13 protein-coding genes are annotated in these 20,559 nt (G+C 48.5%); 10 read left to right on the top strand and 3 right to left on the bottom strand.

All coding sequences use genetic code 11. From position 1 onward, the window contains the following. Nucleotides 1-451: 451 nt before the first annotated feature. Entirely contained in the window at nt 452-1,570 is a 1,119-nt protein-coding gene (locus tag KV201_RS17785; protein WP_071940613.1) for a DUF1963 domain-containing protein, read from the bottom strand. 213 nt (nt 1,571-1,783) lie between these two features. Between KV201_RS17785 and KV201_RS17790 the strand changes: the two genes are divergently transcribed. From KV201_RS17790 to KV201_RS17800, 3 genes are all read left to right on the top strand, one after another. Beyond that, a complete protein-coding gene (locus tag KV201_RS17790) occupies nt 1,784-3,310 on the top strand; it encodes a YifB family Mg chelatase-like AAA ATPase (RefSeq protein ID WP_226060081.1) in 1,527 nt (508 codons plus the stop codon). 109 nt (nt 3,311-3,419) lie between these two features. Beyond that, a complete protein-coding gene (locus tag KV201_RS17795; RefSeq protein WP_226060082.1) occupies nt 3,420-4,322 on the top strand; it encodes an acyltransferase in 903 nt (300 codons plus the stop codon). A 7-nt stretch (nt 4,323-4,329) separates the two neighbouring features. After that, nucleotides 4,330-5,274 carry an acyltransferase gene (locus tag KV201_RS17800; RefSeq protein ID WP_226060083.1) on the top strand — a complete coding sequence of 315 codons (945 nt, stop codon included), beginning with the start codon at nt 4,330-4,332 and terminating at the stop codon, nt 5,272-5,274. Nucleotides 5,275-5,292: 18 nt separating this feature from the next. Here the strand turns inward: KV201_RS17800 and KV201_RS17805 are convergent, their stop codons facing one another. Then, complete coding sequence (locus KV201_RS17805; protein ID WP_226060084.1) at nt 5,293-5,787, bottom strand: DUF523 domain-containing protein; 495 nt, start codon at nt 5,785-5,787, stop codon at nt 5,293-5,295. A 300-nt stretch (nt 5,788-6,087) separates the two neighbouring features. Here KV201_RS17805 and KV201_RS17810 point away from each other — a divergent pair, with 300 nt between their 5' ends. The 7 genes from KV201_RS17810 (at nt 6,088) to KV201_RS17840 (ending at nt 19,099) form a co-directional block, all read left to right on the top strand. Then, a complete protein-coding gene (locus KV201_RS17810; protein WP_012090443.1) occupies nt 6,088-6,855 on the top strand; it encodes a GntR family transcriptional regulator in 768 nt (255 codons plus the stop codon). A gap of 57 nt (nt 6,856-6,912) precedes the next feature. Beyond that, the gene (gene prpB / locus KV201_RS17815; RefSeq protein ID WP_071940617.1) at nt 6,913-7,791 is read left to right on the top strand and encodes a methylisocitrate lyase; all 879 of its coding nucleotides are present in this window, start codon (nt 6,913-6,915) and stop codon (nt 7,789-7,791) included. Nucleotides 7,792-8,066: 275 nt separating this feature from the next. After that, nucleotides 8,067-9,194 carry a 2-methylcitrate synthase gene (gene prpC, locus KV201_RS17820; RefSeq protein ID WP_011848086.1) on the top strand — a complete coding sequence of 376 codons (1,128 nt, stop codon included), beginning with the start codon at nt 8,067-8,069 and terminating at the stop codon, nt 9,192-9,194. Between the two features lie 81 nt (nt 9,195-9,275). Next, entirely contained in the window at nt 9,276-11,879 is a 2,604-nt protein-coding gene (gene acnD / locus KV201_RS17825) for a Fe/S-dependent 2-methylisocitrate dehydratase AcnD (protein ID WP_226060085.1), read from the top strand. Between the two features lie 144 nt (nt 11,880-12,023). Then, nucleotides 12,024-13,247 carry a 2-methylaconitate cis-trans isomerase PrpF gene (gene prpF / locus KV201_RS17830; protein ID WP_226060086.1) on the top strand — a complete coding sequence of 408 codons (1,224 nt, stop codon included), beginning with the start codon at nt 12,024-12,026 and terminating at the stop codon, nt 13,245-13,247. A 55-nt stretch (nt 13,248-13,302) separates the two neighbouring features. After that, complete coding sequence (locus KV201_RS17835) at nt 13,303-14,157, top strand: oxaloacetate decarboxylase (RefSeq protein WP_226060087.1); 855 nt, start codon at nt 13,303-13,305, stop codon at nt 14,155-14,157. 415 nt (nt 14,158-14,572) lie between these two features. Further along, nucleotides 14,573-19,099 (top strand): EAL domain-containing protein, encoded by a 4,527-nt coding sequence (locus KV201_RS17840; RefSeq protein WP_226060088.1) that lies wholly within the window; start codon nt 14,573-14,575, stop codon nt 19,097-19,099. 85 nt (nt 19,100-19,184) lie between these two features. On the opposite strand, the gene KV201_RS17845 is transcribed toward KV201_RS17840, so the two are convergent. Then, entirely contained in the window at nt 19,185-20,276 is a 1,092-nt protein-coding gene (locus tag KV201_RS17845) for a branched-chain amino acid aminotransferase (RefSeq protein ID WP_106649153.1), read from the bottom strand. Nucleotides 20,277-20,559 lie beyond the last annotated feature (283 nt).

Genomic DNA, 20,559 nt, shown 5'->3' on the forward strand with positions numbered 1-20,559 from the left:
ACTATTTATTCCGACACCCCGTCGGTATAAGGAAATCACGTGGATCAGTAGCAGAATGTTTATGAGTCATTGCAGACTATCTTATGGGTCAGTCTTACGGCCTAACGACCGAGGTGAATCAAGATTGGGGGATTTGAACCATGATTTTCATTGGAGGGTAAACCAAATGAGACAGCTCAACGATGCCCTCATATAATTGCATAGGTTGACCAACCTCCATTAACTGATTGAAATAATTAAATATAACTATCAATCGCTTAATCTATTCAGTCGTAATCATTTCTCCCAGAATCAATCCTTTATAACTCATATTCACTCAAAGGCACGAAATTGTGCGACTCTTCTTTTAATCGGTCGCAACATACATCTTCAATAGTCTCGATGTACTCCAAGTGCTGTGTAGCCCGCATCGCCAAACAAAATGGTTGGTTATAGCCAGCCTTTCAATGCGCTAATAATCATATATGCAGTAAATGCGATCGAATTTGCCTAGCGCTAAATCCGCTTGGTGGATAATAAAATTCAACTGCATGGAGTGCTCACTATAGACGACTTTGAGCAGCACCAGATAATCTTCGGCATTGCCGCCTAATTCAGCTGCGGCGTGTAGCTCGGGGGCTTTATAGCGGCTATCGCCATGGCCATTAATGCTGGCGATACCATTGTAATACGGCAGCGGCTGCTCGGGGACGAGCAATGCCTGCAAGTTGGATGACTGCCAGTCGGGTAGCGCTGACCATTGTGCTTGAGTGAGAATCTGACCGGGGATTAACCCGTGTTTATTCATTTTCATCAGATCAAAGAAATAGAGCTGATCTTGCCACTCTGGTGCCAATTCATCTTCCGCAACCTCTAGGGCCTCCAGCACCATAGCTTGTTGCGGTTCTGGTAGCGCTTGTAAACGTGCCTTGGCTAACTTTAATAAATGCGGGTTGTCACTATTAACCATGTCAGTGGCTATCATCTTAATGCTGGCAATCCCCTGAAGTTGATAAGCCGCCTCATACTCATAGTTTGCACATACCGCATCGTCGAACTTAAGTTCGGCAATCGCTTTCCCAGAGTTCAGTTGCTGACCCTCTGCGACATAATAGACATGGCCGCGAAGCATTTCCGAGAATCGCCAGCGCTCCAAAAAGAACAACAATCGCCCCTCTCGAGGCAAATAAGATTGAAATGCCTTCAGTTCGCTACAATTGATTTGTGCAATAAATTGCATAGGCACACGGAAGGCTTGCGCAGCCTCGTCCCAATCCGAATCTTGCGACCAACAATAATGCTCCTCGATATACTCGCGAGTGTGGTCGAATTCCTCAGCGTAAGCATCCAGCATCTCCTCCCTTCCGACCAAAGTCACTGGGTAATCCATGCCGACAGGCAAATCAGGCAATCCACCCAGTCGGCTGTTACCTAACTGGGCATAGTCTTCGATTGCACTGGGATAGAGATCGACACTACTGCGAATAAACGTCGATAACGTATGGGCAAGATGCGGGTCTTTAAACTGCACCAGCTTTTGCTCGAGCAGCTGCTGACGAATGGGGGAATTTTCTGCTAACAACATATCCATATTGACCTCAGGACTCCAATGTTTGCTTTTTATCATTTCTATCAACTATTTGCTATCGTCCAATATGGCAATTTGCCAAAGCTATCACGGGAACGGTAAAGCCAGAGTCAGCAGCTTACTGATGAGGCGAATGACCAAGTTAATCGAAAACCCCTAACGTCAATTACTGCTACACTCAAATTCTGCGCGAAATGACCACAAAAGGATTTGTTTATGGCGATTGCCTGCGTCAATACCCGAGCCAGTTGTGGGGTCGAAGCTCCCCAAGTCACAGTTGAAGTGCATCTGAGTAACGGCTTACCGGCATTTAATCTAGTGGGATTACCCGAAGCGTCGGTGAAAGAAGCCCGCGAGCGGGTGCGCAGCGCGCTGATTAATGCAGGATTCGAGTTTCCGATGCGGCGGATAACCGTTAACCTCGCGCCAGCAGATTTACCTAAACAAGGTGGCCGCTACGATTTACCCATAGCCGTGGGCATATTGGCCGCCTCGGAACAAATCCCTGCTAATAGTTTAAAAAATCTTGAGTTTGTCGGTGAGTTGGCACTGTCTGGGCACATACGTTATTGCCAAGGATTATTACCCGCGATTATCGCCGCTAAGCGCCAAGACCATACCTTGATATTGCCGCTGGATAATCGCCACGATGCCGAGTTAGTCGGCTATCCTAATGTGTTGTTTGGCTCGCACTTGCAGAGTCTGGCCGCTTATTTACAGGGGCAAAACCAACTGCCGACGTTAGCGCCGCAATTAGAATGGATAAGCCAAGAGACGCCTGAGTCCCGTACTTGCCTGAGCGATGTGATTGGCCAATATCAGGCCAAGCAAGCACTCGAAATTGCCGCGGCGGGAAACCATAACCTCCTGATGCTTGGCCCGCCAGGTACGGGCAAAACCATGCTTGCCAGCCGAATGATGGCGCTATTACCTGCGCTTAATTATGAGGAAGCATTAGAAGTGGCGGCGATTCATTCCGTTGCCGGACTCGACATAAAGCCGCAGCATTTTTTGCAGCGACCCTTTCGATCGCCGCACCACACGAGTTCGTCGATATCCCTCGTGGGCGGTGGCAGTATCCCAAAACCAGGGGAAATCTCCCTCGCCCACCGTGGCGTGCTGTTTTTAGATGAAGTCGCCGAATTTCCTCGAAAAGTCTTAGATTGTCTGCGCGAGCCGATGGAAACCGGCGAAGTGGTGATTTCCCGCGCCGCCGCAAAGCTGACATTTTTGAGTCGCTTCCAATTGATCGCGGCAATGAATCCCAGCCCGAGCGGTGATATTGATAGCCAACACAGATCGAGCCCAGAACAAATTCAGCGTTATCTTTCGCGGCTTTCTGGCCCGTTTCTCGACCGCTTCGATTTAACCATTGAAGTCCCCAAACTCCCCGCAGGAACCTTGACTCAAGCCGCGCCGCAAACAGAAACCAGCCAAGATATCGCCAAGCGAGTGAAACGAGCGCGTGAGCTGCAACTCGCCCGCGCTGGCGTGCTCAATAGCGAACTCACAGGGAAACAATTGAAACGCTTTAGTGGGATCAGTGACGCTGATTTAGTGTTTTTAGAACAAAGCGTGGTAAAGCTTGGCCTCTCGGTTCGCAGCTTTCATCGCATACAAAGAGTGGCACGCACTATTGCCGATCTTGAACAAGTGCCCAACACAGAGCGTCGCCATATTGCCCAAGCACTGGGTTATCGCGCTATGGATAGATTACTCGCACGCTTATCCCAGCAATATTGAGTTTTCGCGGGAACAAATGTTAACAAATGCACCGACCAGCAGTGCCTAAGATTGAGCCAAACGCCGACACCGAGTAACATAGGCCTCCAATTTTTGTCAGGGGGCTCGGATGGGAACGCTGTTTTCACAGATAAAAGGCTGTATCGCATTTTTAGGCTACGTTATAAATACCGTCTTTTGGACTATCCCAATCGTGTTGATCAGTTTTATAAAACTGATACCTATCAGTCCATTAAGGACTGCGACGAGCCATGTGCTCGACTTTTGTGCCAGCGCTTGGATCAGCGTCAATGGTGTGATTGAGCGCTGCTTGCATCCGGTTAAGATAGAACTGAGTGGTGACACCGACTTTTCCACTAAAGAGTGGTATATGGTGATTGCCAATCACCAGTCTTGGGTGGATATCCTGATCCTGCAGCGGGTTTTTAACCGAAAGATCCCTTTCTTGAAGTTTTTCCTCAAGCAAGAACTGATTTTTGTGCCGATTTTAGGCTTAGCTTGGTGGGCGCTCGATTTTCCTTTTATGCGCCGTTACAGCACGGCAGAGTTGCGTAAAAATCCTAAGCTAAAGGGCAAAGACATTGAAATTACGCGTAAAGCCTGTGCTAAGTTCAAGGCGAAACCGGTAAGTGTGATGAACTTTGTCGAAGGCACGCGCTTCAGCAAAGCTAAACATCAAAAGCAGAACTCACAGTTCCAACATTTGTTAAAACCCAAAGCGGGCGGCATGGCCTTCGCGCTATCAGCCATGGGCGAACAGATCCACAAGCTAGTCGATGTCTCCATTTACTACCCAGACACAGTGCCAAGCTATTGGGACTACCTGACAGGCAAGTTGCCAAGCGTTAAAGTACATATCAAGGTTTCTGATATTGATCCTGCGATGCGCGGCGATTATATGAATGACCGCGATTTTAAAATTAGCTTCCAAGAACAGTTGAATCAAATCTGGTTAACTAAAGATCAAGTGTTAAGCCAACTTGCTAGCCAAGCGAATAAAGAACAAAGGTAACACCATTATGTTGAATTTCTTGCCCGGGCCAGTGTTGTTTATAATCAGTTTGAGTCTACTGATTATTAATACCTTAGTGTGGAGTTCGCTTATCAGCCTTGGCGGATTAGTGAAAATCGTAATGCCTACGCAAGGTACACGTAATGCAGTGTCCACCGTCATGAATCGTTTTATGTGGGCGTGGGCCTGCTGCAACGGTGGCATTCTATATTTGATCGCTAAAATTGAGTGGGACGTCGAAGGCCTAGAAGGACTCGATAAAAACAGCTGGTACTTGCTGATCAGCAACCATCTCAGTGGCTTCGATATCGCCGCGCAAACTTATGTGTTACGCAACCATATTCCTATGTTGAAGTTCTTCCTCAAAAAAGAACTCATCTATGTGCCGATTATGGGACTGGGTTGTTGGGCGCTGGATATGCCATTTATGAACAGAACCAGCCCAGCAAAACTCAAGAAGAATCCAAAGCTTAAGGGCAAAGATTTAGCGACCACACGCCGCGCCTGTGAAAAATTTAAAAATATGCCTACGTCAATCATTAACTATGTTGAAGGCAGCCGGTTTACCCGTGATAAGCATCAACGCCAAAACTCGCCTTATCAACATTTGTTACGTCCTAAAGCAGGTGGAATCGCTTTTACCCTATCGGCCATGGGTGAGCAATTTACTAACCTGCTGGATATGACAATTGTCTACCCAGATGCGCCTGACGATATTCTGTTTGGGGTGATGAACGGCAAGGTCAGCAAGATTATCGTGCGGATCAACGCCCTGCCCGTACCTCAAGTCGATCCAACGCGTTATTTCTCTGAGTCTGAGTATCGCGTCGAGTTCCAACGCTGGTTAAACCAAGTGTGGGCGGAAAAAGATCAACAAATCGATGCTTTACTGCAAACGAATCAAAATGTCGCGGATAGCGCCGACAGCGCCAATCACACTCAAGCGAGCTAGATCTGCTCTAGTTCTTTTCTAACTTTGCTCTAGTTCTGCAACCAGTGCCGCTGCAGCGGATAGCTCAAATTCATTGAATACGGTTATCCCTGCGGCGCTGAGTTTTTCAGCCGTTAATCCCTGTCCCGCGATTAATTGCTTCGCAAATTGACCATCGTAAATCTGCTTATTACCACAGGATGGACTGCGGGCTTTTAGGATCGCCACTTTAATCCCTTCTTGCTGCGCCAGCTTTAGGGCGAGATCGGCTCCCAGACTAAAAGCGTGGGTCACATCCTCACCCTGAGCGGTTAAGATACGCTGTCCAACCCGCTCAGCTGGCGATCTGGGTGTTGGCAAACCGCCTGCACATTCGGGACAAATCGCCACAATCCGCCCTTGCTCAAGCCACGTCTGTACAAGTTCGCTCTCCATCAAGTTATGACCACCGTCGTAGCGCACCGCTTGCCCGAGTAAACAACTGCTCACTAACACTTTTTCCACTGTCACCTCCAAGCGTGTCATTCCGCCCATAGCATAACGCGAAGGACAAACATGCAAAATGCATTTGGACGATTTCCCCCAAAGCCATCAACACCTGCAACAAGAACGGACGGCAAAAACCACTTCATTGTTGACAATTTAATATTTAAAAATTCATAAGCTAAAATATTAAAAACGAACAAATTGAAATAAAACCATAAAAATCATAACAATAAATAAAAAGCAATTAGAATGTAGACTTACGTCTAAGTAAACACATTGTTGACAATCCACTGAGAGAGGGCTATTTTTTACCCATTGTCGACAATCCTATTAATAGTGATGCGCTCTATGTTGAAGCAAGACACGACGTTCGTTTCTGATGACACACATGTTTCCCACCTGCATAAGGTCAAATCGACCTCGGCAGATAAAACGTCGACCACACTCGCCGATCAAATTTTGGTGCAGATCCAAACCAGCATCATCAAGGGCGAGCTGCCTGCGGGCAGTAAAATTAACGAGCAAGCGCTGGCCGAAAAATACGGTATCAGCCGCGGCCCGACCCGCGAAGCCCTGCAAACCTTAGAAAGACAACGCTTAGTAGTGCGCGCACCCCATGTTGGCGCCCGCGTAGCACAACTGACAGTTAGCGAACTTAACGATTTATATCAACTGCGTAGCGTGCTTGAAGGCATGGCCTGCGAACTTGCCGCCAGTCGTATCACCCCTGAGCAATTAGCCAAGTTAGAAGATTTACTCGCAACGCAAGATGCGGCGCTCGCTAAGGGTGATACCTACTTCCAAGAGGAAGGCGATGTCGATTTTCACTACCAAATTATTCAAGCCAGCGGTAACAAGCATCTGCAGGAAACCTTAGTCGGCGGCCTGTATCACCTGCTGCGCATGTACCGCTACCAATGCACCAATAAAAATCGCCCCGTTAAAGCCATTGCCGAACACAGACGCATAGTCGAAGCCATTGCCCAGCGCGATGGAGAACTCGCCAGTTTGCTGATGCGCCGCCATATCGAACAGGGGCGTAAAAATACCGAATTACGCTTAATTGAATTGCAAGCCAATGCAGCCGCCAAAGAAACCTTAGCCAACATCAGCTAAGTTTATACGGCTCAATATGCCCACTTCCCATAAATGGAAAAGGATAAGGACAAGACCATGACCCAAAGCGCAGGATTACGTTTTCGCCAAGCTCTTGCTAAGGCTAAACCGTTACAAATCGTTGGCACCACCAATGCCTATTTTGCCTTGATGGCAGAGCAAACTGGCTTCCAAGCCTTGTATCTTTCGGGCGCTGGCGTTGCCAATGCTTCCTACGGTTTGCCTGACTTAGGTATGACCTCAATGAACGACGTGCTGATCGATGCAGGTCGTATCACCTCAGCCACACAAGTGCCTTTATTGGTCGATATCGATACTGGCTGGGGCGGCGCATTCAACATTGCTCGCACCATCAAAGAATTCGAAAAAGTTGGCGTCGCCGCTGTGCACATGGAAGACCAAGTGTCGCAAAAGCGTTGCGGCCACAGACCTAACAAAGCGGTGGTGAGCATTGAAGAAATGGTCGATCGCATTAAAGCAGCCGTCGATGCCCGTACCGATCCTAACTTTGTGATCATGGCGCGTACCGATGCGGTTGCCGTTGAAGGCTTAGAAGCAGGTATCGAACGCGCGCAAGCTTATATTGCCGCCGGTGCCGACATGATCTTCGCCGAAGCTTTAACTGAGCTAGACCAATATCGCCACTTTAAAGCGCAAGTCAAAGCACCGATTTTGGCCAACATGACTGAATTTGGTCAAACCCAATTGTTCAATAAAGAAGAACTCGCCGAGGCGGGCGCCGACATGGTGCTTTATCCACTCGGTACTTTCCGTGCAGCCAACCAAGCGGCACTGAACGTCATGCAAGCGCTGATGAATGATGGTCATCAACGCAACGTGCTCGACACTATGCAGACCCGTAAAGACTTGTATAAGTACTTGGGCTACCACGCCTTTGAAGACAAGTTAGATCAACTGTTTAGCCAAGATAAATAGCTAAGCAAGCGAGAAAGCAAAATACACAAGACCATGGATTGTCAGTAGAAGCGCAAGCTCATGTTGTTACTGAAACCCAGACGCTTTGCCCCAAGCAGCAAGGCGTCACCGAAAAGCTGCAACCCTACAGGGTTTGGCGTTAATGCAGATTTAACGTTAAACAAGTTACATAAAAAGTGCAGCCTTAACCAATAAATGTCGGCGAATGAACACTCAAAAATAAGTGCATTCATCCACCAGCAATAACCACACAGAGTTAACGGAAGGGAAGGATTATGTCAGAAGCTAAAAAACTAAGCGGTGCAGGATTACGTGGCCAGAGCGCAGGCGAAACGGCATTGAGCACAGTGGGCGTGTCAGGCAGCGGCCTCACGTACCGCGGTTATGATGTGAAAGATCTCGGTGAAAATGCCACCTTCGAAGAAGTCGCCTATCTCATTCTTTACGGCGAGCTGCCCACTCAAGCCCAGCTTGATGCCTACAAAACCAAACTCAAAGGCCTTCGCGGTCTGCCGCAAGCCTTAAAAGAAGTATTAGAGCGCATTCCTGCCGAGACTCATCCAATGGATGTAATGCGTACTGGCTGCTCTATGCTAGGTAACTTAGAAGCCGAACACAGCTTTGCCGAACAGAGTGAAATCACCGACCGCCTATTGGCTGCATTCCCATCGATCATCTGTTACTGGTATCGCTTTAGTCACGATGGCGTGCGTATCGACACTGAAACCGATGACGATCAAATTGGCGCGCACTTCCTGCATTTATTACACGGTAAAGCGCCGTCGGCACTGCATGCTAAAGTAATGGACGTATCGTTAATTCTTTATGCAGAACATGAATTTAACGCATCAACCTTTACTGCTCGCGTCTGTGCTTCAACCCTGTCAGACATGCATTCGTGCGTCACTGGCGCCATTGGTTCACTGCGCGGCCCGCTGCATGGCGGCGCGAACGAAGCGGCGATGGAACTGATCCAAGACATGAAAGATGAAGCCGATGCGCGCGACATCTTAATGGGTAAACTGGAGCGTAAAGATAAGATCATGGGCTTCGGCCATGCGATTTACCGCGACAGCGATCCACGTAATGCCATCATCAAAGAATGGTCAGAAAAACTAGCTGCCGCCAACGGTGACGACCGTCTATACCGCGTATCGGTTGCCTGTGAAGCCCTGATGTGGGAACAGAAAAAACTCTTCTGTAATGCAGATTTCTTCCACGCCAGCGCATACCACTACATGGACATTCCGACTAAGTTGTTCACACCAATCTTCGTATGTTCACGGGTAACAGGCTGGGCAGCGCACGTGATGGAGCAACGATCGAACAACCGCATCATCCGCCCAAGTGCCGATTATGTGGGCGTGGCCCCACGCAAAGTCGTCCCCATTGCCAACCGTTAAGCCAAGCTAACGACTCTTGGCGCGAGACTGCTATTAATAGACAGTCTCGCGCCAACTTCATTTTCCGAAATGGATGATGTTATGAACACTGCTATGAATACCCAATATCGCAAGCCCTTACCCGGCACTAAGCTTGATTATTTCGACACCCGCGAAGCCATAGAAGCTATCGCTCCGGGCTCTTACGCCAAGCTACCTTATACCTCGCGCGTGCTGGCTGAAAACTTAGTCCGTCGCTGCGATCCGGCCGTTTTGACCGACTCGCTAAAACAGATTATCGAATCTAAGCAAGAACTGGATTTCCCTTGGTTTCCTGCACGCGTGGTCTGCCACGACATATTGGGGCAAACCGCCTTAGTTGACCTTGCAGGCCTGCGTGATGCGATTGCCGCTAAAGGTGGCGATCCCGCTAAAGTAAACCCTGTTGTACCAACACAACTCATTGTTGATCACTCGCTCGCCGTTGAGTTTGGTGGTTTTGATAAAGACGCCTTTGCTAAAAACCGCGCTATCGAAGACAGACGCAACGAAGACAGATTCCACTTTATTGATTGGACGCAAAAAGCCTTTAAAAACATTGATGTTATCCCTCAGGGTAACGGCATCATGCACCAAATTAACTTAGAGCGTATGTCGCCTGTGGTGCATGCTCGCAATGGCGTGGCCTTCCCCGATACTCTAGTTGGCACCGACAGCCACACGCCACACGTTGATGCTCTGGGCGTTATCGCCATTGGTGTCGGCGGGCTAGAAGCCGAAAGCGTGATGCTGGGACGCGCATCTTATATGCGTCTGCCGGACATTATCGGTGTCGAGCTCACAGGCAGACCGCAGCCTGGCATTACGGCCACTGACATAGTATTAGCCTTGACCGAATTTTTACGCGCACAAAAAGTCGTCTCCTCTTACTTAGAGTTCTTCGGTGAAGGCGCAGCGGCGCTGACATTAGGCGATCGCGCCACGATTTCAAACATGACGCCTGAATTTGGCGCAACCGCAGCTATGTTCTACATCGACCAGCAAACCCTTGATTATTTGACCTTAACGGGCCGCGAAGCCGAGCAAGTTAAGCTGGTTGAAACCTATGCTAAAACCGCAGGTTTGTGGGCCGACAGCTTGACTGAAGTGCACTATCCACGGGTACTGCGTTTTGATTTATCCTCGGTGGTGCGTACCATTGCAGGGCCATCAAACCCACATGCACGGGTGCCAACATCAGAATTAGCTGAGCGCGGAATTAGCGGCGTAGTCGAAAACGAGCCCGGCTTAATGCCCGATGGCGCAGTGATTATCGCAGCGATTACCAGCTGTACTAACACCAGTAACCCGCGCAACGTGATTGCCGCAGGTCTGATTGCCCGCAACGCCAACGCCAAAGGCTTAAGTCGCAAACCTTGGGTCAAAACCTCACTCGCTCCCGGATCAAAAGCCGTGCAGTTGTATTTGGAAGAAGCCAAGTTATTACCTGAGCTTGAACAACTCGGTTTTGGCATTGTTGGTTTTGCCTGCACGACGTGTAACGGTATGAGCGGCGCGCTGGATCCTGTGATTCAAAAAGAAGTGATCGACCGCGACTTGTACGCCACCGCGGTGTTATCGGGTAACCGTAACTTTGATGGCCGTATTCATCCCTATGCTAAACAAGCCTTTTTGGCCTCGCCACCATTGGTCGTCGCCTACGCAATTGCCGGCACTATACGTTTCGATATCGAAAAGGATGTGCTGGGATTAGATCATGATGGTAAACCAGTCAAACTTATCGACATTTGGCCATCGGATGAAGAAATCGATGCCGTGATTGCGACCAGTGTTAAACCTGAGCAGTTCCGCAAAGTGTACGAGCCTATGTTCGATTTAGCCGTCGATTACGGCGAGCAAATCAGCCCGCTGTACGATTGGCGTCCGCAATCTACTTATATTCGTCGCCCACCTTATTGGGAAGGCGCATTGGCTGGTGAGCGCGCGTTAAAAGGCATGCGACCTTTAGCGGTACTGGGTGACAACATCACCACCGACCATTTATCACCGTCGAACGCCATTATGCTCGACAGCGCCGCGGGCGAATACCTGCACAAAATGGGCTTGCCGGAGGAAGACTTTAACTCCTACGCCACCCACAGGGGCGATCACTTAACCGCCCAACGCGCAACCTTTGCCAATCCCAAGCTTAAAAACGAGATGGCAATCGTTGACGGTAAAGTGCAACAAGGTTCACTAACGCGTATCGAGCCGGAAGGCCAAGTGACCCGCATGTGGGAAGCGATTGAAACCTATATGGAACGTAAGCAGCCACTGATCATCATAGCGGGCGCAGACTATGGTCAAGGATCGTCGCGCGACTGGGCAGCCAAAGGCGTGCGTTTAGCGGGCGTTGAGGCCATTGTTGCCGAAGGTTTCGAGCGCATTCATCGCACTAACTTAGTGGGTATGGGCGTGTTGCCGCTGGAATTTAAAGCCGGCGACAACCGCGCGACTTACGCCATCGACGGCACCGAAGTGTTCGATGTCCTCGGCACGCCAGCGCCACGAGCAGATTTGACCGTCGTCATCACCCGTAAAAACGGTGAGCGCATCGAAGTGCCAGTAACCTGTCGTCTCGATACCGCCGAAGAAGTCTCGATCTATGAAGCAGGCGGCGTATTGCAACGCTTCGCGCAGGACTTTCTCGAATCGAATCAGGCTTAAATCGAATCTTGTTTGAGTCAAGCCAGAGTCGGCACTTGAATCGACGCTTAGATATTAGTTAGCTAAACCGAGCGCCAATAACTTCCCCAATTAAGTTACTGGCGCTCATTTGGATTCCATTGGGAGTCCTTTTGGAGTCAATTTATGAATGCTTCAACACCCCACGCGCCACAAATCAAAATCGCTGCGACCTATATGCGCGGCGGCACCAGCAAGGGCGTGTTTTTCCGGCTGCAGGATTTGCCTAAAGCCGCACAAGTTGCCGGCCCTGCCCGTGATGCCTTGTTACTGCGAGTGATTGGTAGCCCAGACGCTTACGGCAAACAAATCGATGGCATGGGCGGCGCCACCTCAAGCACCAGTAAAACCGTGATCCTGTCCCCTAGCACCCAAACCGATCACGATGTCGATTACCTGTTCGGCCAAGTGGCCATCGATAAACCATTTGTCGATTGGAGTGGTAACTGCGGCAACTTAACCGCCGCCGTCGGCGCCTTTGCCATCAGCAATGGCTTAATTGATACGGCCCGCATTCCACAAAATGGCATCTGCACTGTGCGTATTTGGCAAGCCAACATAGGCAAAACCATTATCGCCCATGTACCCATCACTAAGGGTGAAGTGCAAGAAACCGGTGATTTTGAGCTCGATGGTGTGACCTTTCCCGCCGCCGAAGTGCAAATCGAATTTATGAACCCGGCTGCGGACGAGGATGCCAATTCTAACGGAGGGAGTAGCAGCATGTTCCCGACGGGCAATGTTGTTGATGCGCTAGAAGTGCCGGGTATTGGCAGCTTTAAGGCCACTATGATTAACGCTGGCATTCCCACCATTTTTATCAATGCTGAGGACTTAGGCTACACAGGCACTGAGCTGCAGGATGATATTAATAGCGACGCTGCGGCACTGGCAAAATTTGAAACCATTCGCGCCTATGGCGCAGTCCGTATGGGATTGATTTCACATATAGATGAAGCCGCATCACGCCAGCATACCCCTAAAATTGCCATTGTCGCCAAACCACAGACCTATGTGTCCTCGAGCGGAAAATCGGTGGCTGCAGAGGATATCGACCTACTGGTGCGTGCCCTGTCTATGGGTAAGTTGCACCACGCCATGATGGGCACGGCGGCAGTGGCAATTGGCACGGCAGCAGCCATTCCCGGCACCTTAGTCAACTTAGCCGCAGGCGGCGACACTCAGGGCAAAATGGATGCGGTACGCTTTGGTCATCCCTCTGGCACGCTGCGTGTTGGGGCCGAGGCGTCAATGGTCAACGGCGAATGGACAGTTGTTAAAGCCATTATGAGCCGCAGCGCCCGCGTGCTAATGGAAGGTTTTGTGCGAGTACCGAGCGAGAGTTTCTAATCGTTTATCTGGTTTTAGATTCAATCGCTAAAGGCGCGCAAGGAAGAGGATTCAAATGAAAAAAACAACGGCATTACGACAAATGCTCAGTGGTAGCGATATTCACGTCGCCCCCGGTGTTTACGATGGTATGACCGCACGTTTAGCTGAACAAACGGGTTTTAAGCTGATTTATGCCAGTGGCGGCGCGATTGCGAGAAGTTGTGGTTTCCCCGATATAGGCATGCTGAGCTTTAGCGAAGTGTTGCATCGACTCGAGCAAATGGTCGAAGTGACCCAAGTCCCCATCATTGCGGATGCGGATACTGGATTTGGTAATGCCATCAACGTGAGTCGCACAGTGAAAGCCTTTGAGCGAGCCGGTGTCGCAGCATTGCACTTGGAAGATCAAACCTTTCCAAAGCGTTGCGGCCATCTGAATGATAAATCTTTGGTGAGTACCCAAGAAATGGTGCACAAGATCCATGTCGCCAAGGACAGCCAAACTGATCCAGATTTTATCTTAATTGCCCGCACTGATGCGATCGCCGTTGAAGGATTCGACGCTGCAATGGAACGCTCACATGCGTATTTAGCGGCAGGTGCCGACGTGATCTTTGTCGAAGCACCCGAAACCGTTGAGCAAATTGAATTGATCGCTAAGCATATTAAGCAGCCTAAGCTCATCAATATGTTCCACAGTGGTAAAACACCGCTGCTGTCGAAGGACAGACTGCAAGCATTGGGATACAAGTTCATTATTATTCCCTCAGACTTACAGCGAGCGACTATCCATGCTTGTCAGCACACCTTACGCACCATTCTTGAGCAGGGTGACAGTGGCAGTATTGCCGAACAGATGGTGTCGTTTGCAGAGCGTGAACGGATCATAAATACACAAGCGTATTTGGATCTTGACCTCGGCTATTGACGTAACTGAGTCAATGCAAGTTTAACCCTGCCATCTAATCGCTAACACAGTTCAACCAAAGACCTTGCTTCTCCCCCTTCCGGCAAGGTCTTTTTCTATTCGCCCTCGTGATTTTAGTGACCCCACGCACTGATTTTCACCGTATTTGTCGCAGCATCATATGTTGGCCTACCTTAAACAGTGCTAAGATTCTTAAGCTTAAACACGGGAAAAAAAGCTCGTCATAACCAGCACAAAGACACTAAAACAGCATATTTGAGCTATCGCATGATCGATGACTGAATCGCGCCCATCGATTTTGGTTGTTTTTAAACCAAGTCAGCAATTTAAGCTAAAGTTTTTACAACAAAATGGCATTTAAGGTCTAGGATAAGAACTAAACTAAATAGAAATCTAATCAGGATGGGTCCGTTTTTTGGTAGGGGAAAATTTGAGTCAACTAATCCACAAGCTAGTGCTAGGCGCGCTTTGTATCCTAAGTTTGTGGGGGATCTCGTGCAATGGATTAGCGCAACCATTGAGCGCGGCTTTCACACAGCTTAAATTTGAACATATTCGCAGTGAAGATGGTCTCGACCAGAATACGATTACCAGCCTGTTTATGGACAGTGCTGGCATGTTGTGGATTGGTACTCAAGATGGTTTGCATGCCTACAACGGTCATAACTTCACCATTTTTACCCACTCTCCCAACGATCCTAGCAGTATTTCTGATAGTTATATCTCTGACATTATTCAAGATTCCGAAGGCTATATTTGGGTTTCCACGTTCAGCCAAGGGGTCAATCGACTCGATTTGAGTACAGGGACCTTTGAGCATTTTGGCCAAGAACAAGGTTTGACCGATCCCCGCACCACCAAACTCAGCATAGTGGGTAATACACTCTGGATTGGTACTAAAGCAGGACTATTTTCCCTATCGACTAAAACCAAACGCATTACCCAGGTCAGTTTAGGTAATAGCGTCGAGCCCTATATCACTAGCTTAGCCAATGTTGAAAACACTTACCTGCTGGCAGGTACCCAAGATAGCGGCACCTTTGCCGTCAGTGCAAATACCATCACTCGCTTAAACGTGCCGCAAAATGTCACGGCCTATCAAATTAAAGCGAACTCGGCCTATTCGATCAGCTTAGCGCTCGGTGGACAGCTATGGCACTACAACTTAGCCTCGCAACAGGGCGAAATCCTTTGGCAGACCGACGATAACGTGCCTTATATCAAGGATTTTATCCAAACTGAACAGGGTGATTTTTGGGTCGTCGGGCCTGAAGCGGGTCTTATTCAACTGGAGAGAAACAACAAAGCATTTAATGCGACTTACCACAGGTATGATCCTAAGCGCACCAACAGTATCAGTGAAAACAACATACTGAGTTTGCTGCAAGATCCCTTTGGTAATTTATGGTTAGGCGCCAGTTATTCGGGCTTAGATAAAATAAATACCCGCCGCCAGTATTTTCAGCATATTTTCGAATACACCCCAGATCTGTCGCAACAGAGTAACAATATTCGCACCTTGTTCCGCAGTAAAGATGATGCCCTCTGGATAGGTACTGAAGGCGCTGGGCTTAAGCGCATGTTAACGAACGGGCAATATGAGCACTTTACGGAGAGATTTGCGAACGCCTTAGGGATGCATCAACGCAATTTAAATCTCACCCTGCGAGATATTGATCAAGACAAAGCAGGCGTGCTCTGGTTTGCGACTAACTATGGACTCGGCCGGTTGTCGCCAGAGGGAGAATTCCAATTACTCAAGGTCACTGCAAGTACGGACCAAGGCTCTGAAGCCAATTATATTCGTAATCTAGAAATTGATGATCAAGGCCATCTCTGGGTAGCAACGACTCACGCCCTCTATCGCAAGGCTATAGATAACGATGAGTTTACTTTTATCTCATTGGCGAATATTGACCATTTCTCTCCAGCACAAAACCAACTTTTAATCCTAAGAGCACATAAAGATACGCTATGGATTGGTACACTCGATGGTTTGTTGAAACTGGACATGCAGACGGGTATAGGGAAATCTTACTTCCATCAAGCTGCTAATAAGAAAAGCTTAATCAATAACCGTGTCCGCGATATTTTAGTGACTCAGGCGGGCGAGGTGTGGTTCGCCACCCATGGTGGCATCAGTATATTACCTTCTCAAGATGCCAATGCAGGCTTTACCCATTACACCCGCGATCAGGGATTACCAAGCGATACTATCTACGCCTTATTAGAAGACCAACAACATAATATTTGGTTTAGCAGTAATGCGGGCATAGGCAAACTAAATCCTAAAACCAATCGTGTCATCATATTCAACGAGCAAGAGGGATTACAGGCGCTGGAGTTTAACGGTGGTGTAAAACTGCAAGACAGCGATGGCGATCTCTGGTTTGGTGGCATTAATGGTATCAATCGTTTTAATCCCAAGTTGATTCCGGATCAACGACCCGATGTTAAAGTCGCGCTCACAGGCTATAGCATTGCGGGAAAAGACCATACGATTCTCGACTTAAGTCATCCTCCTAGCATAGTGATGGACTATAGCGATCAGCTGATCAGTTTTGAGGTGACCTCATTGGATTTCAGCTACACAGGTAAAAATCGTTTTAGCTATTATCTTGAAGGATTTGATAACGAATGGCATGAGCTACCCACAGGCAATGAAATCACCTTCACTAACATCAATCCTGGTCATTACCGATTGCATGTTCGCCATGGCCTACAATACAACTCAGCAGGTGCCTATGCACTGCTTGTCGATCTGAATGTACAAGCCCCCTTCTATCGCACTCAGTTCGCCTACGCCCTTTATTTCTTACTCACATTAGGCTTGCTGGTTTGGATTATTCGCTGGCGTAAAAAGAAACGTCACATACAAAGTGAATTTGAAACCAGTATCCGCGCCTCTGAGGAGCGACTAAAGCTGGCACTGTGGGCATCTGGCGATGGCATGTGGGACTGGAACATACCCGAAAATCGAGTCTATCGTACCAATATGGATGCTTCGATTCCCCATTGGAATAGCAGCAATATTGCCCATGAGAGCATGCACACAGAAGACAGAGAGAGATTCAAACTTGAGCTAAACGAGCATCTTCAAGGCCGCTCACCTTTCTTCGAAGCCGAGTACCGTGTCGAACGCTCACCGGGTAATTGGGTATGGATTTTAGATCGTGGCAAAGTGGTTGAAAAAGATAGTTTAGATAATCCGATCCGCATGACAGGGACTAACCGTAACATCACCTCTCGTAAGCTGATTGAGAACGAGTTGGTCTTGTCCTCACAAGTGCTCAACAGCATGAATGAAGCCGTTGTAGTAGCGGGCCTAGACTATCGCATTCGCTCGGTAAACCCTGCATTTTGCACGATAACAGGTTACACAGAACGCCAAATCAGCGACAGACATTTTACTCACTTAGCCTTTGGCCGCCAACAGCGTGAATTGTTCAATACCATTGAACAGCAGCTGCTGCGTCATAAACATTGGGTTGGGGAACTGTGGATCCGCAATAAACAACGGCAGGCAATTCTAGTCTGGCTAGAGATCAACCAAGTTATCGACATTAAAGGTGAAACCAGCCACTTCGTTGCGGTATTTACCGACATTACAGAGCGAAAAAAAGCCGAAGAAGATCTGCGTTTCCTCGCCAGTTTCGACACGTTAACTGGCCTACCCAACCGAACCTTGTTCCAAGACAGGCTTAATCACGCGATAACCCAAGCGCATAGAGCGAACAATATCGTCGCCTTACTGTTTTTAGATCTCGACCGCTTTAAACATATTAACGACTCCATGGGTCACCATGTCGGCGATTTACTGCTCAAAGCCGTTGCCAGAAGACTGCAAAATGCAGTGCGCGATGGCGATACGGTTGCACGCTTAGGCGGTGACGAATTTACCATTATTTTAGAAGGAGTGGCCAAAACCAAAGCCGCTACTTTGATCTCAGAAAAAGTGCTCAGAGCATTCCAAACGCCCTTTTTATTGGACGATAAAACGCTGACCATTTCGACCTCTATCGGTATCAGTCTCTATCCAAACGATGCCGACAACGCCGACTCGCTGATTAAATTTGCCGATACTGCCATGTACCACGCAAAATCATCAGGCAGGAATAACTTCCAGTTTTACACCTCTAAGTTAAATGAAATTGCCACACGCCATGTGCAACTCGAAAGTGGGTTAAAACAGGCGATTCAGCGCAACGAGTTGAGCTTAGTTTATCAGCCTAAGTTCTGTTTAAAAGATGGCTCGCTGACTGGGATAGAAGCGCTTTTACGTTGGCATCACACTGAACTTGGCCCCATCTCCCCCGTCGAGTTTATTCCGCTGGCGGAAGAAACCGGCATAATCACTCAAATTGGTCATTGGGTGATCAATCAAGCCTGCCAGCAATTAGCCGAATGGAATAGCTTAGGATTCAACGGTATCACTGTCGCCGTTAACCTATCGGCTCGCCAACTTAAGGCCGATATTATCTCCACTATAGAAGTTGCCTTGGCAGTATCAGGTCTCCCGGCACAATCCCTTGAGCTTGAACTGACAGAGTCGATGATCATGGGCAATCCGCAGGAGTCAGTCAGTATTCTATCTAAACTAAAGGCCCTAGGCTTGACCATAGCGGTGGATGATTTTGGGACGGGTTATTCGAGCCTAAGTTATCTCAAACGCTTCCCGATAGACACGCTGAAAATCGATCGAGAGTTCGTCAGAGACATCACCAATGATCCTGACGATGCGGCCATCACCAGCGCCATTATTGCCCTCGCTCACAGCTTAGACCTGAACGTTGTCGCCGAAGGCGTAGAGACCCAAGAACAGCTCAACTTCTTGGCGATGCAGGGTTGCGATCAAGTACAAGGTTTCTTACTCAGTAAACCCTTAAGTGCCGAGGACTTTTTAACTTTGCTCAAAAATCAATCTAAGCCACAGCCGATTTGATTTGAGGCGAAGCCTACAAATGTCATCGTCAAAATCAGCCAATAAAAAAGGCTCCTAGGAGCCTTTAATCATCACCACAACATCCTTACTTTGCTAAACGTTCAACACGCTTAACCCAGCCTTCAGGACCTTGAATGTGGCCCTTTTGGATTTCGGTATACAGTTTGTAGATGCGCTGAATATGCTCGCCCACTTCACCATTACCAACTGTGACTATGTGGCCATCTTCAAAAATGTAGGAGCCCACGGCTGAAACCACGGCTGCCGTACCAAAACCACCCGCCTCGATAATTTCACCCGATTCGATATCGGCGATAAATTGATCAAGCATGACAGTCTCTTGGCGCACTTCACATCCGAGCATCTCACCCAATTCCATGATGGATTGCGAGGTGATCGACTTAAGAATGGTATCTGTGAAGGTAGGAATAATCACAGTGCCATCTTTTAAGATGTGGAAATGGTTCATCGCGCCCGCTTCTTCAATCTGTTGATTGGTCGAGTCGAGATATAACACTTGCGATGCACCAAAGGCTGCCGCGGCTTTACCCGCACGCAACGAAGCCGCATAGTTACCCGCCGCTTTTGATGCGCCAGTGCCACCCGATACCGCACGATGGAAAGTCTTGCTGATCAGTAAGCGTATGCCTTTGTTCACGCCAGCGGCGTAATAAGCACCACTTGGGCTTAATACCACACAGAAGGTATAACGCGTGCTAGGGCTCACAGAGAGACGGTCTTCGGTCGCAAAAATAAAGGGGCGAATATACAGACACGCACCTTCCTGCATCGGGAACCACAGACGATCGACATCGATCAACGCATTGATCGCATCCATCTGCACTTGTTCATCGATGTTAGGAATACAGACGATATCGGCGGAGCGATTCATCCGCTCGGCATTCTTATTAATACGGAAAGTATAAATCTCGCCATCTTCATGCATAAAGGCTTTAGCGCCTTCGAAGATCGACTGGCCATAATGCAACGCCATTGCACCCGGTGCCATTTCAAATGGACCATAGGGAACGATGCGTGGATCGCACCATTGCCCATCATGATAATCCATCAAAAACATATGATCGGTTCTGAGGCTACCAAAGCCCACATTCCCCTCGGGCTTGAATTGCTCAGTACGGCGCTCGGACGCAGGTTTTAAATTGTAAGTTATTTCCATCGCATACCACCTTGATTACTGAACAAGCAGACTAGGGAGCGACAGGAATAAAGTCAAGAGGGGCGCGCATATCTATACCCAAACAATCTGAAGATGCAGGATTCAGCGGTTGATGTTAACGGAATGGTAACGCACTTTAGGCAAGGCCCTTTATTGCTCCTGCATAAATGGCATTCACGCCATCCATGGCGATTGCGGTTATTTGCGGACCTAGTGGGCTAAGTTAAAAATAACCAACACAGCATAAAGTGCATTAAAACCCGCCGGGACGGAGCGCCTAGGG

It is taken from the genome of Shewanella sp. SR1 (genome assembly GCF_020447145.1).
Lineage (GTDB): Bacteria > Pseudomonadota > Gammaproteobacteria > Enterobacterales > Shewanellaceae > Shewanella > Shewanella baltica.